The sequence below is a fragment of the Nocardia sp. GCM10030253 genome (assembly GCF_042675075.1).
GTDB lineage: Bacteria > Actinomycetota > Actinomycetes > Mycobacteriales > Mycobacteriaceae > Nocardia.
Map to the genome: position 1 here is coordinate 106,325 of NZ_JBHTDL010000009.1, position 13,494 is coordinate 119,818.

At 66.2% G+C, this 13,494-nt stretch carries 12 protein-coding genes and 2 tRNA genes; 10 read left to right on the top strand and 4 right to left on the bottom strand.

Translation table 11 applies throughout. From position 1 onward, the window contains the following. Window positions 1-108: 108 nt before the first annotated feature. A complete protein-coding gene (locus ACFQZZ_RS21295) occupies window positions 109-726 on the top strand; it encodes a TetR family transcriptional regulator (RefSeq protein ID WP_378683438.1) in 618 nt (205 codons plus the stop codon). Window positions 727-733: 7 nt separating this feature from the next. Here ACFQZZ_RS21295 and ACFQZZ_RS21300 read toward each other — a convergent pair whose 3' ends face one another. After that, window positions 734-2,086 carry an MFS transporter gene (locus tag ACFQZZ_RS21300; RefSeq protein ID WP_378683441.1) on the bottom strand — a complete coding sequence of 451 codons (1,353 nt, stop codon included), beginning with the start codon at window positions 2,084-2,086 and terminating at the stop codon, window positions 734-736. Between the two features lie 113 nt (window positions 2,087-2,199). Between ACFQZZ_RS21300 and ACFQZZ_RS21305 the strand changes: the two genes are divergently transcribed. From ACFQZZ_RS21305 to lysA, 4 genes are all read left to right on the top strand, one after another. Further along, window positions 2,200-2,769: a PadR family transcriptional regulator gene (locus ACFQZZ_RS21305; RefSeq protein ID WP_378683444.1), complete on the top strand. Its 570-nt coding sequence runs from the start codon at window positions 2,200-2,202 to the stop codon at window positions 2,767-2,769. A 9-nt stretch (window positions 2,770-2,778) separates the two neighbouring features. Next, complete coding sequence (locus ACFQZZ_RS21310; protein ID WP_378683447.1) at window positions 2,779-4,809, top strand: FAD-dependent oxidoreductase; 2,031 nt, start codon at window positions 2,779-2,781, stop codon at window positions 4,807-4,809. 104 nt (window positions 4,810-4,913) lie between these two features. Further along, entirely contained in the window at window positions 4,914-5,717 is an 804-nt protein-coding gene (gene cmrA, locus ACFQZZ_RS21315) for a mycolate reductase (RefSeq protein ID WP_378683450.1), read from the top strand. 324 nt (window positions 5,718-6,041) lie between these two features. Next, window positions 6,042-7,388, top strand: a complete 1,347-nt coding sequence (lysA, locus tag ACFQZZ_RS21320; RefSeq protein ID WP_378683453.1) for a diaminopimelate decarboxylase — start codon at window positions 6,042-6,044, stop codon at window positions 7,386-7,388. A 111-nt stretch (window positions 7,389-7,499) separates the two neighbouring features. Here lysA and ACFQZZ_RS21325 read toward each other — a convergent pair whose 3' ends face one another. Then, window positions 7,500-9,290 carry a helicase HerA-like domain-containing protein gene (locus ACFQZZ_RS21325; RefSeq protein WP_378683455.1) on the bottom strand — a complete coding sequence of 597 codons (1,791 nt, stop codon included), beginning with the start codon at window positions 9,288-9,290 and terminating at the stop codon, window positions 7,500-7,502. A 150-nt stretch (window positions 9,291-9,440) separates the two neighbouring features. Here ACFQZZ_RS21325 and orn point away from each other — a divergent pair, with 150 nt between their 5' ends. The 3 genes from orn to ACFQZZ_RS21340 all read left to right on the top strand — a co-directional run bounded on the left by orn (window position 9,441) and on the right by ACFQZZ_RS21340 (window position 10,865). Then, on the top strand, window positions 9,441-10,082 hold the full coding sequence (gene orn, locus ACFQZZ_RS21330; RefSeq protein ID WP_378683458.1) for an oligoribonuclease: 642 nt from the start codon (window positions 9,441-9,443) through the stop codon (window positions 10,080-10,082). 155 nt (window positions 10,083-10,237) lie between these two features. After that, window positions 10,238-10,313, top strand: a tRNA-His gene (locus ACFQZZ_RS21335). Window positions 10,314-10,559: 246 nt separating this feature from the next. Continuing rightward, window positions 10,560-10,865, top strand: a complete 306-nt coding sequence (locus ACFQZZ_RS21340) for a hypothetical protein (protein ID WP_378683461.1) — start codon at window positions 10,560-10,562, stop codon at window positions 10,863-10,865. A 60-nt stretch (window positions 10,866-10,925) separates the two neighbouring features. Here ACFQZZ_RS21340 and ACFQZZ_RS21345 read toward each other — a convergent pair whose 3' ends face one another. Further along, on the bottom strand, window positions 10,926-12,143 hold the full coding sequence (locus tag ACFQZZ_RS21345; RefSeq protein WP_378683464.1) for an Ig-like domain-containing protein: 1,218 nt from the start codon (window positions 12,141-12,143) through the stop codon (window positions 10,926-10,928). Between the two features lie 305 nt (window positions 12,144-12,448). Here ACFQZZ_RS21345 and ACFQZZ_RS21350 point away from each other — a divergent pair. Then, window positions 12,449-12,521 (top strand) — tRNA-Lys (locus ACFQZZ_RS21350). 214 nt (window positions 12,522-12,735) lie between these two features. Then, entirely contained in the window at window positions 12,736-13,023 is a 288-nt protein-coding gene (locus ACFQZZ_RS21355; protein ID WP_378683466.1) for an antibiotic biosynthesis monooxygenase family protein, read from the top strand. 75 nt (window positions 13,024-13,098) lie between these two features. Here ACFQZZ_RS21355 and ACFQZZ_RS21360 read toward each other — a convergent pair whose 3' ends face one another. Continuing rightward, window positions 13,099-13,473 carry a cupin domain-containing protein gene (locus ACFQZZ_RS21360; protein WP_378683469.1) on the bottom strand — a complete coding sequence of 125 codons (375 nt, stop codon included), beginning with the start codon at window positions 13,471-13,473 and terminating at the stop codon, window positions 13,099-13,101. Window positions 13,474-13,494: the final 21 nt, after the last annotated feature.

The following is a 13,494-nucleotide window of genomic DNA, read 5'->3' on the forward strand; positions in this document are numbered from 1 at the left end:
CTCAACTAGTGTGACTGATGACCGGGGTCCGATGTCAACCGGCGAAACGTGTGACCCGAACAACATCTTTGGATGGGGCGAATGGTGAACGGATGTATGCTCACCGTGATGAGCGAGCAGGCAACAACCCGAGGCGAACGCAAGGAGCGCACCCGCCAAGCCCTATTGGACGGCACCCTCGTCCTGGCCTCCGAACGTGGCTTCGCCGCGCTCAGCCTGCGTGAGATCGCCCGCTCGGCAGGCATTGTTCCGACCGCGTTCTACCGTCACTTCTCCTCAATGGAGGATCTCGGCGCGGCGCTGGTCGACGAGGGCGTCAAGGCACTGCGCCTCGCACTGCGCGAGGTGCGCCGCACTCCCGACGCCAGCCTGTCGGACACGGTGCGCTTCGTCTTCGAACAGGTCGCGGGCAAACGCGAGATCTTCGGCTTCCTCACCCGGGAGCGCCACGGCGGCTCGGCGGTGCTGCGCCAGGCCATCGCCATGGAACTGCAACTGATCGTCCGTGAACTCGTCGCCGACCTCTCGCGCCTACGCGCCCTGGACTCCTGGCCCCCCAACGATCTCGAAATCGCCGCCGACCTCCTGGTCGCCACTGTCACCGACGGCATCGCCGCCTACGTCGCCGCATCCCCCCGCGACCAACGTTTCATTGTCGACCGCACTGTCCAACAGGTCCGCCTCATCGCCCTCGGCATGGGCGCTTGGTGGCCGGCCAAGGACTAGCGAGGGCTCACTCGCCGGAAGGTATTCGCTCGGGCTGGGGCGCCCGGTCCGGTCCCGGCACCATCAGCAGCGCTGCCAAGCCGAGGGCGAGCACGACAAGCAGACCGGCTATGCCCGCACGGTCGGCGTCGAAGATCCAGACGAAGAGGCCGAAAAGGCTTGGGGCCAAGAAGGAGACGGCTCGACCGGTGGTGGTGTAGAGGCCGAACATCTGGCCCTCGCGGCCGGGTGGGGCCAACCGGGTAAGGAAGGAGCGCGCCGAGGCCTGCGCGGGGCCGACGAAGACGGTGAGCAGTAGACCGAAGATCCAGAACATGAGCGGGCCGGAGACAATGACCAGCGCGAGTCCGCAGACGAGCATGGCGGCCAGGGAGGCGACGATGACGATCTTCGGGCCGACGCGGTCGTCGAATCGACCCGCGACGATCGCGCCGAGGGCCGCAACGACATTCGCGGCGATCCCGAACAGCAGCACGTCGGAATCGGCGATGCCGTAGACGCGGACGGCGAGCACCGCACCGAAGGTGAAGACACCGGCAAGCCCGTCTCGGAAAATCGCGCTGGCCACCAGGAAGCGGACCGTGCGGCGGTCGACGGACCACAGCTCGCGCAAGTCACGCCACAGCACCCGGTAGGAACCGAAGAAACCCGCCTTTGCCGCACCCGGATCGGCGCCGGTGCTCGGCAGTTCCGGCACGGCGAAGAGCACCGGAAGGGAGAAGGCGGCGAACCACACCGCGGCCAACATCGCGACCAGCCGAATGTTCAGTCCGTCATCGGTGGGCACGCCGAGCAGACCGCGACTGTCACCGTCGCCGGAGATGAAACCGAAGTAGCAGATCAACAGCAGCAGGATGCCGCCGAAATAGCCCATCGCCCAGCCGAATCCGGAGACCCGGCCGACGGTCGCCGGAGTGGACACCTGGCGCAGCATGGCGTTGTAGGGCACATTGGCCAACTCGAAGAAGGCAGAGCCGATCCCGAGCAACACCAGCCCGATCCACAGATCGTGATAGTCGTCGTGCACGAAGAACATCAACGCCATCGCCAGGATCGTCAGCGCCGTCAGAACCGCAAGGGAGCGTTTCCGTTTCGCGGTCGCGTCGAACCGCTGCCCACTGATCGGCGCGGTCACCGCCACGATGAGGCCCGCGATGCCGAGCGCCCAGCCGAGCCACGCGCTCGCCGAGATCCCGCCCGGCAGATCATCACCCACCTTGTCGGTGAGATACACCGAGAAGACGAAGGTGAGGATCACCGCATTGAAAGCCGACGACCCCCAATCCCACAACCCCCACGCCACCACTTGCCCGCGCCCGGCAGCCTGCCCGACAGTCGCCCGCGCGTCCACCTCGGTCATGTCGCGCAGCCTAATGCCGATCCGGCGTCCTGTCGGGGCAACACTCGACACCCGCCGCCACCGCGCTATGCACTCAGTTGCATAGTACCGCGTGTAACGATTATTCTTGCGTCATGGCCCTCGAACATGCCCTGTTGGTATCGCTGACCGAGCGGGCCGGCTCGGGGTATGAGCTGGCACGCCGGTTCGACAAGTCCATCGGGTTCTTCTGGAGTGCCACCCACCAGCAGATCTACCGGGTGCTCAAGCGCATGGAGGAATCCGGCTGGTTGACCGGCGAATCGGTGACGCAGGAGGGTAGGCCCGACAAGAAGGTCTACTCGGTCAGTGACGCCGGTCGGGCCGAATTGGCCAGATGGATCGCCGAGCCGAGCGATACCGGCATGCCGCGCAACGAACTCGGCGTGAAGATCCGCGCCGCCGCGCACGGCGACATCGGCGCGCTCTGCGACGAGGTCGCCCGGCACCGTGAGCAGCACAACCAGCGCCTCGAGCTGTTTCTGCTCATCGAGAAACGTGACTTTCCCGCACCGGACCAGCTCTCCGGTACACCCCTGCATCAGTACCTCGTCCTGCGCGCGGGCATCCGCGTGGAGGCGGGGTTCGTCGAATGGTGCGACGAAGTTCTGCAAGCCCTACAACCGCGTGCGACAGCCCCGCACCCGGAGCCCGGAGAAAGGTGAGACTCGCAGATGAGCTCCTTCCCCCACTTATTCGAGCCGCTCGACCTCGGCTTCACCACGCTGCGTAATCGCGTGATCATGGGGTCGATGCACACCGGCCTGGAGGATCGTGCCTGGGATACCAACAAACTGGCGGCCTACTTCGCCGAACGCGCCCGTGGCGGAGTCGGTCTGATCATCACCGGCGGCTACGCCCCGAACCGCACCGGCTGGCTGCTGCCCTTCGGCGCGAAACTGACCAACAAGTCCGAGGCCTACCGGCACCGGGCGATCACCAAGGCCGTGCACAAAGAGGGTGGCAAGATCGCCATCCAGATCCTGCACGCGGGCCGCTACTCCTATATGCCAGGAAGCGTGTCGGCATCCTCGATCAAGGCCCCGATCAACCCGTTCCGGCCGCGCAAGCTCTCGGCAAAGGGCATCGAGCAGACCATCGACGACTATGCCCGCTGCGCGAAGCTGGCCCAGTTCGCCGGTTATGACGGCTGCGAAATCATGGGTGGCGAAGGCTATTTCATCAACCAGTTCCTCGCGCCGCGCACCAACAAGCGCACCGACAAATGGGGTGGCTCCGCGGAGAACCGCCGCCGCATCGCGGTGGAGATCGTGCGCCGCACCCGCGCCGCGGTCGGCCCGAACTTCATCATCGTGTTCCGGCTGTCGATGGCCGAGCTGGTCGAGAAGGGGCAGACCTTCGACGAGATCATCGCCCTGGCAAAGGACCTCGAAGCCGCGGGCGCCGACATCCTCAACACCGACATCGGCTGGCACGAGGCGCGCGTCCCGACCATCGTGACTTCGGTGCCGCGTGCGGCATTCGTCGAGTTCACCGCGAAGATCACCAAGCAGGTGAACATTCCGGTCTGCGCGTCCAACCGGATCAACATGCCCGAGATCGCCGAGGAGATCCTCACTCGCGGTGACGCCCAACTGGTTTCGCTGGCCAGACCGTTCCTCACCGATCCCGAGTGGGTGAACAAGGCCAAGGGGAACCGAGTCGACGAGATCAACACCTGCATCGCGTGCAACCAGGCCTGCCTGGATCACGCCTTCCAGCACAAAACCGTGTCCTGCCTGCTGAACCCGCGCGCAGGCCACGAGACCGAGCTGAAGCTGCTGCCGACCCGGCGCACCAAGCGCGTCGCCGTCGTCGGCGCAGGCCCGGCCGGGCTCTCGGCCGCGGTCAGTCTCGCCGAGCGGGGCCATCGGGTAGACCTTTTCGAAGCCGACGACAAGATCGGCGGTCAGTTCGACATCGCCCGCCGCATCCCAGGCAAGGAAGAGTTCGACGAGTCCATCCGCTACTACACCAGGATGCTCGAAGTCACCGGTGTGACCGTGCACCTGAACAAGCGGGTCACCGCGGACGAGCTCATCACCGCCCGCTATGACGAGGTGGTGCTGGCCACCGGTGTGCGCCCGCGCATTCCGAACATCCCCGGTGTCGACCACCCGATGGTGCTGTCCTACGCCGAGTTGGTTCGCGAAGAACGGCCGGTCGGCAAGCGCGTCGCCGTCATCGGCGCGGGCGGCATCGGCTACGACGTGAGCGAATTCCTCACCGTCGAGGGCCATCCCACACTGAAGCTCGACGAGTGGAAGGAAGAGTGGGGTGTCGACTCCGAGGACGAACAGGTCCGCGGCCAGCTGAGCACGCCCAAGCCCGCGCCCGCCGCTCGCGAAGTCGTACTGCTGCAACGCAAGTCGACCCCGTTCGGCAAGGATCTCGGCAAGACTTCCGGTTGGGTGCACCGCGCCGCGCTCGAAGCCAAGGGCGTCGAGCACGTCGGCGGCGTGAACTACGAGCGCATCGACGACAACGGCCTGCACATCAGCTTCGGCGAGAAACGCCAACGCCCGCAACTGATCCCGGTCGACAACGTCGTCATCTGCGCAGGCCAGGAATCGGTACGCGAACTGGAAGAGCCGCTGCGCGACGCGGGCATCAACCCGCACCTGATCGGCGGCGCGGATCTGGCTGCCGAACTGGACGCCAAGCGCGCCATCGACCAGGGCACCCGCCTCGCAGCCCGCCTCTAGCCACCACCACCCACTCGGCCCGGCATCACATCGATGCCGGGCCGACACGTTCCGCGACCGGTCGACCTGCGAGTGGAACACCCCGGTGGGGATAGGCTCCACTCGTGAGCCTGCCCTCCCCTACCTCCGAGAACCGCGCGGTTGTCACCGGCGCCTCCTCCGGCATCGGCACCGCACTGGCCGCCGACCTCGCCGCCCGCGGCTATTCCCTGATCCTCGTCGCCAGGCGCGGTGAGCTGCTCACCGAACTCGCCGAACGACTGACGCTGGCGCACGGCATCAGCGCCGAGGTACGCGCGGTCGATCTGGCCGACCGCACCCAGCGTGCCCCCCTGGTCGAGGAGCTGGCCGCGCGCAATATCGCGATCCTGTGCAATAACGCGGGGATCGCCACATTCGGCGCCGTCGCCGAACTGGATCTGGACTACGAGCGCGCGCAGATGGAACTGAATGCCGTTGCGGTGCACGACCTCACCCTCGCCGTGCTGCCCGGCATGATCGCACGTGGCGGCGGCGGCATCCTGATCAGCGGCTCGGCGGCGGGCAATATGCCGATCCCGAACAACGCCACCTACGCGGCGAGCAAAGCCTTCGCCAATACCTTCTCCGAATCTCTGCGCGGCGAGCTGAAGGGCTCCGGGGTGCATGTCACGCTATTGGCGCCCGGCCCGGTGCGCACCGAAACTCCGGACCCGTCCGACGCATCGATCGTGGACCGCATGGTCCCCGACTTCATGTGGGTCACCTCGGAACACACCGCCAAGGTGTCCATCGATGCCTTGGCCCGCAACAAAATGCGGGTGGTCCCCGGCCTGATCAGCAAGGGCATGAGCGTGGCGGGCCAATACGGCCCCCGCTCATTCACCGCACCGATCGCGGGCGCCTTCTATCGGAAACTCGGCGGCTGAGTCTCAGCGCGCGACCCGCCAGGTTCCCAACACCCCCCGCACCAGCCAAACACCCACTACAAGGGGTGTGCACTAACAACTAGGGGTGTCCGCCCTGCGAATACCGCTCGAAACGTGACCACAGCCAGATGACCACGCCGGGCTCTTGGCCGTTTCCCACAGCTGAACCAGCGTCTTCGCAGGTCGACGGTCTGTTGTGATCGCGTCAAGATCGGGGGCCGATGCGTCAAGTTCGCATAAGGCATTGGTTCGAGCAGCTGAAAGCGGCGTAGTCCTGACGATGGCCCCGCATGTGGAGAAAGCGGGGGCGACACAGGAGACATCGTGACGCTGCTCGAAATCTTCCCCTCGCTGCGGTCGGGGGGAATGCCCCCGCGGCTCGACTCCGCGATCTGGCCACGGGACACGCATTACGACGACGCGGGCCGAATAACTGTCGGAGGTGTCGCGCTCGCCGATATCGCCGACCAGTACGGCACCCCCACCTACGTGCTCGCCGAGCGTGAGGTCAGGGAGCGCTGCCGGGCGTATCGGGCGGCATTCCCGGAGGCTGAGATCTACTACGCCGGCAAGGCACTGATGATCAAGGCGGTCGCCGACTGGGTCACCGAGGAGGGGCTTTCGGTGGATGTCTGCTCGGCGGGCGAACTTGCCGTCGCGCTCGCCGCGGGCGTCGATCCGAAACGAATCATCCTGCACGGCAACGGGAAATCCTTCGACGAGCTGGAAGCGGCGGTCCAGGTCGGCGTCGGCAGGATCGTCGTCGACTCACTCGCCGAGATCAACCTGCTTTCCGCCCTTGCCACCGGCTCGCAGCAGGTCATGCTGCGGCTTTCCCCTGGCATCGACGTACACGGCCATCCCGCCGTCGTCACCGGGGTGACCGATCAGAAGTTCGGTTTCCCGCTCGGCAGCGACTCGGCCGCCGAAGCCGTTGCTCGCATCCTGCGCCAGCCGAAGTTGCGGCTGGTCGGCTTCCACTGCCACCTCGGTTCGCAGATCTGCGAACCGGACCACTACGGCGAGGCCATCCGCCGGATGGTCGCCGAGATGTCGCGGGTCCGCGACGACCACGATCACCTGCTCACCCACCTGGACATCGGCGGCGGACACGGCGTCGCCTACCGCTGTGGCGACGCCGAAATGAATCTGATCGAGCTCGCCGCGATCGTCGAGGACGCCCTCGATGCCGCCTGCGCGCGCCGCGGTTTCCCGCGCCCCGTCATCGCCATCGAACCGGGCCGCGCCATCGTCGCCCACGCCGGGGTGACCCTGTACCGCGTGCGGTCGGTCAAGCACATCGACGGCGGCCACACCTATGTCACGGTCGACGGCGGCATGAGTGACAATCCACGTGTCGCACTGTACGGCGCGCAGTACAGCGTGGTCGTGGCCAACCGGCACCCGACCGGCCCGCACATGACCGCCACGGTCGTGGGCCGGTTCTGCGAGGCAGGCGACATCCTCGCCACCGACGTGCAACTGCCCGCGAACCTGAGGCCGGGCGAGGTGCTCGCCATGCCGTGCACCGGCGCCTACCACCACAGTCTCGCGTCGTCCTACAACTGCGTCGGCCGCCCGCCGATCATCGCGGTGCGCAAAGGCGTGTCTCGTGAATTGGTGCGCCGAGAGACCATGTCCGACCTGCTCAGCCGCGATATCGGCCGCTGAGCCTCCGTCGGCCGGGGTATGTCGGTGACTCGTCGAGATCGCCGATCGGTCGAGGTTGCGCAATCAGGAGAACACCGTGACGCTGCTCGACCCGTCCAATCGCGACGCGGGCTAGCGCTTGCGGGTGCCGAAGATACTGCGGCTGATCTCGCGGCCCGCCGCGGTGGCAGCCGAACGCAGGAAGCTCTTCACGGCCGGGTTCTTCATGATGCGTTCGGCGGCCGAGTCCGGCTCGGCGGCCTTCGGGGACCGTCCCGGCGCCGAGGTCGGCTCCGGGGTCTCCTGCGCCGCCGCGACTTTCGCCGCGAGGATCTCGTAGGCCGATTCCCGGTCGATGGTCTGGCCGTACTTCCCGAACAACGAACTGGACAGGGCACGCGACTTGATCGCCTCGTCACCGATGGTGTCCATCAGTGAACGCGGCGGCTGAATCCTGGTCCACGCCACCGGCGTCGGCGCGCCCTTCTCCGAAAGCACCGTGACGATCGCCTCGCCGGTGCCGAGCGAGGTAAGCGCCTTTTCCAGATCGTAGGTTCCGGTCTTGGGATAGGTGCGCACCGTCTTGGACAGCGCCTTCTGATCGTCGGGGGTGAAGGCGCGCAGCGCGTGCTGAATGCGCGCACCGAGTTGGGAGAGCACGGAATTCGGGATGTCGGTCGGCAGCTGGGTACAGAAGAACACGCCGACCCCCTTGGAGCGGATCAGTTTGACCGTCTGCTCCACCTGCTCGAGGAACGCCTTCGACGCGTCCGCGAACAACAGGTGTGCCTCGTCGAAAATAAAGACCAGCTTGGGCTTTTCGACATCGCCCACCTCGGGCAGGGTCTGGAACAGATCGGCGAGCACCCACATCAGGAAGGTGGAGAACATCACCGGCCGCGCCGCCTGGGCGCCCAGCTCGAACAGGGTGATCACACCCTGCCCGCCCGCGAGGCGCAGCAGATCCGCCGGATCCAGTTCCGGCTCACCGAAGAACGTGTCGCCACCGTCGGCCTCGAGGTTCACCAGCGCACGCAGGATGACACCCGCGGTCGCCGCCGAAACTCCGCCGATGCCCTTGAGGTCTTCCTTGCCCTCCGGACTGGTCAGATGGGTGATGACCGCACGCAGATCCTTCAGATCCAGCAGGCCGAGCCCTTGCTTGTCCGTCCAGTGGAAGATGAGCCCGAGCGTTGATTCCTGAGTCTCGTTGAGTCCGAGCACTTTACTGAGCAACACCGGCCCGAACGCGGTGATGGTCGCGCGGATCGGCAACCCGATGCCGCCGGTGCCGAGCGAGACGAACTCGGTCGGGAACCCGGTCGGCTTCCATTCCCCCGCACCGGTTTCCAGCGCCCGCGTGCTCAGCTTCTCGTTCGGCTGCCCGGGTCGCGACAGACCGGACAGGTCGCCCTTGATATCGGCGAGCACCACCGGCACTCCGGCGCGTGAGAGCTGTTCGGCGATCCCCTGCAACGTCTTCGTCTTACCGGTGCCGGTGGCGCCTGCCACCAGGCCGTGCCGGTTCACGGTGCGCATCGGAATCCGCACCAGCGCAGTCGGATCGACCTGCCCGTCGATCACCACGGTGCCGAGTTCCAGTGCCTCCCCCTCGAAGGCATAACCCGCGGCGATCAGCTGCGCGGGCGACTGTTCGGCCGACCGCGCGGTGTCGGAAGCCGCGGCCTTCGTCGCTTCGGCCACCGTGGCGGTCATCTCCGCCGTCGCGGCAGCCTTCGCCTCGGACTCGGCGGCCACAGCCACCGCATCGGCACCGTTCGCCGCACCCGACGCCGCGGCGGCCTCCTGTTCGGCCAGCTCGCGCTCCGCGGCTTCGGCCGCGGCCGCGGCCTCCGCGGCCACCCGCGCCGCGTCCTGCGCGGCCTTGCGCGCCGCGGCCGCCTTCTCCTGGGGAGTGGTCATCGCGCGTCCTCCGTCCAGCTCTGACTGTGACTGCTTCCGCTGTGTTAGCTGTCGTGCCACAAACGCCTACGTCGAACTCCCGCAAACTCTATCGCCGCCGGTCGTCCTCGGGTGCTCATCCCAGTGGCGCCGCGCGCTAGTGTTGCTCGGGTGTCCGACAAATTCGTGGTGTGGATGGATTGCGAGATGACCGGCCTCCGTCTCGACAGCGACAAGCTGATCGAGGTGGCCGCGCTCGTGACCGATAGCGACCTCAACATTCTGGGTGAGGGCGTGGATATCGTCATCCACGCCGACGACGCGGCGTTGGCCGCGATGCCACCGGTGGTCACCGAAATGCACGCGCGCTCCGGCCTCACCGACGAGGTGCGCCGCTCCACGGTCACCCTCGCCGAGGCCGAGCAGCAGGTCCTCGATTACATCCGCGAATACGCCCCGCTCGCGGGCACGGTCCCGCTCGCGGGCAACTCGATCGCTACCGACCGAGGCTTCATCGCCCGCGACATGCCGCTGCTGGATACCCACCTGCACTACCGGATGATCGATGTCAGCTCGATCAAGGAGCTGTGCCGCCGCTGGTACCCGCGCATCTACTTCGGTCAGCCGGAGAAGGGGCTCACCCACCGCGCCCTCTCCGACATCAAGGAATCCATCCGCGAGCTGGAGTATTACCGACGCACCGCGTTCGTCGCCGCGCCCGGCCCGTCGACCGCGGAGATCGCCGCGATCGCCACCGAACTCAGCGGCAACGGCAAGGGCGCGGAGTCGGTCCGAACCGACGGCGCCGAATAGATCGGCCCAACGGCGCCGGACCGGTGTGACGGCGTGCAGCGACTCCGGATCCGCGGCGCGCCAAAAGCCCAGCGCAAACGGCACGCGGTTAACCGATTAGGGACTCCCGGGGGTAACACGCTAATATCTACCGCGCCGGTGATTCACCGGCAATGGTGGCTGTAGTTCAGTTGGTAGAGCACCAGGTTGTGATCCTGGCTGTCGCGGGTTCGAGTCCCGTCAGCCACCCCACCGAGGCCCAGGCCGGGAGAAATCCCAGCCTGGGCCTTTTTGCATCCATGAAACCCGGCAGCACTGCCCATGAAACGGGCCTATCCCCCAGTGCACCAGCAAGTTTCGCGACACAAGCCGGACCGCCGATGCCCGACAGATTCTTCACGAATATCTGACATATCTCGTTTTCACTCCGTAGACTGCGGCCCGAGGGGAGGTGCCGCCAGGCATCGCCCTGGCTGACCAGAAAGACAACAGTTCGTGATGCGTGCCACGGTTATTGCAGCCCTTGTCGGCGCAACATTGCTGACCGGAGCTACCGGAACGGCAGCTGCGGATCTCGGAGTTCCGGTGGAGTCGACCGGGCTGGAGTCCTCGACCGGGTCGGGCAGCACCGGATCGGCGGGCGGAGTGACCACGACCGGGTCCTCGGGCACCGGGTCCTCGGGCGCGGCATTGGCCGCCTTCGAAAAGCTCCTCTTCGGCGGCCCGCTGCTGTGCGCCGCGCTGGGCAGCGCGTTCAACGCGAACCTCACCTGCCCAGGAACGCCAGGACCGGTCATCCCCTGATTTTTGCCATACCGGACACGAAAAAGGCCCCCAGCGCGATCGCTGGGGGCCTTTCCTTCGTCATCGGACGTCGGCGTTGCCTGCCTTCCACTCCGGCCACGGGATGTTCCAGTCACCGAGGCCGTCGACACCCGACAGGGTGCCGCCCACCGTGTTCTTGACGATGGTGATGTCACCGCGCTTGGCGTTCTGATAGACCCACAGGGCGTTGGCCGGACTCAGGTTCAGGCAGCCGTGGCTGGTGTTCGAGTACCCCTGCTGACCGACAGACCACGGCGCGGAATGAAAGAAGATGCCGCTGTAGGAGATTCGGGTCGCATAGTCGACCGGAGTCTTGTAGCCATCCGCCGAGCCCACCGGCACGCCGTAGGTCGAGGAGTCCATGACGATCTTGTCGAACCGGTCGCTCACGATGTAGACGCCGTTGTCGGTGGGCGTGGATGCCTTGCCCATCGAGGTCGGCATGGTCCGCACGACCTGACCGTTCTGCTCGACGGTCACCTGCTTGGTGTTGTCGTCGGCCGTGAAAATCACCGCGTCGCCGACGATGAAGAAGGAGTGGATGTTGTCCTGGCCGTACAGTCCGTTGCCCAGGTTCTTGCCGTACACGTTCACGTCGATGGTGACCTTGGTACCCGGCGCCCAGAAGTGCTCGGGCCGCCACCGGACCTCACGGTTGTTCACCCAGTAGAACGCGCCCTCCACCGCAGGCTCGGTGGTGATCTTTATCGCATTCTGGGCGGCCATGCGGTCGGGGATGTTCTCGTCGAACTGGACGGCCACCGGCTGCCCGATACCGACCACCTCACCCTCACCCGGCAGCAGATAGGGATGGGTCTGGCTGTCCGGTGAGCTGGTGGTGAAGCTCAACGCGGTGGAGTTCGCGCCGCCGAGACCGATCGCATCGGCGCGCAGCCGGTAGGCCTTGCCGTAGCCGAGCACCTCGGTGGTCTCCCAGGACCGGCCGTCGGCGGCCAGCTTGCCGCTCACCGGCTCGCTCTGCGGGTTCAGCAAGGTGACGTTGGTGAACTTGCCGTCGTCGACCTTGAAGGTCAGCGGCATCCCCGGCGACACCCCCACGTCACCATCCTTGACCGGGGACAACAGCTTGGGCTTGATCAGTTCCGTGATGGGGTTGCGGTCGATGGCGATCAGTGCGGCGTCCGCGCTGCCCGACGACGACGAGCACGCCGATAACGCCAGCGCTAGCACAGCCAACACAATCAGAGGTGCGGTGACTTTCCCCATCGACCGATGTCGACCCTGCACAACGCTCATCTCAACCCCGTTTCAAGTCCCGGAGCGCCAAGAAGCGCACCGATGGCTTCGGATCCAACCGATTGCTAGCTCAACCCACCGCGCCGGCGGGATCGGTCGAGACCACGTCCGCCATTCTGCCAGCCCGGCAAGCCCGATCCAACGCGAATACCGCATCGACCCAGGCGAGTTCACCGGTTAGATCCCGACTACCCCACCGCTTGTTAACACGGCTCGCAGACTTGCCCCGCGCCCCGGCCAGATATCGATTTCACTTCTGTGCCCTCGGCCTGTTAATGTCTGTCCCGCACCGGAACACGGAGCAAGCGCCATTAGCTCAATTGGCAGAGCAGCTGACTCTTAATCAGCGGGTTCGGGGTTCGAGTCCCTGATGGCGCACAACAACACACATCCCTCATCGACAACACGTCGACGGGGGATTTTTTGTTCCCAGAATCGCAAACCGCCGGGTGTGTCGTTCGCCACGCGCGACACCGTCGAGTTCGAGGAGACCACGTGACCGCCGAGCAGCCGCGTAGGGCGCTGGCTGAACACGCGGAACAGTTCGACTCCTGCCAGGGTTGAGCACCGTTGGTACGACAAGGAGGCAGTAATGGCTGTGACGGTAGAGCTGACCCGTTTCACGGTGACGCCGGACAAGGTCGAGCAGATGCTGGCCGCGCGGCCCGGAATGGTCGCGGATTTCGACGCCGACCGCGAAGGGTTCCTCGGAGCCCGGCTGGTGCGCCTGCCGAATGACGAGTGGCTCGACGTGGTCGAGTGGCGCTCCGAGGCGGATTTCACCGCGTCCCGCGCCAAGGGCCCGAACCTGCCTGGCATTGCCGCGTTCTTCGGCACGATCTCCGGCCTGGTGAGCGACGAGCTCGGCACCTTGGCCTAGGTACTTCGACGGCCCGGCAATCCAGGTGCTGGATTGCCGGGCCGTGTCACGCCCGCATGCTGAGGCTGACGTGCCTCAGCCCGCCCACGGCGGGGTGAGGCGGGTGCCGTCGGCGAGTTCGGCGGCGAAACCGACCGGAACGGTCACCACGAGGGCGGCAGGCTCCGATCCGGTGTTATCCAGGCTGATGGTCGAGCCTGCGGGCGCGATGGCCGCATCTCCGGGCTCCAGCGCCGACCGCTCACCGTCGATGCTCAGCGTGACGGACCCCTGGATGAGAACGAAGGCCTCCTCGCGCAGGATCTTGTGGCCGACCCCTACGGTGCCCGGCTCGATCCGGGTCTGCCAGACGCACAGTTCCGTGCTGCCCGTTTCGGGGCGGATGTAGGAGGTGAAGCGGGCGTTGTGCATTTCGTGGACTTGGGCTTCGGCGGCACGGATCACAGGCATGTCTTGCTCCCTCATTTGGTC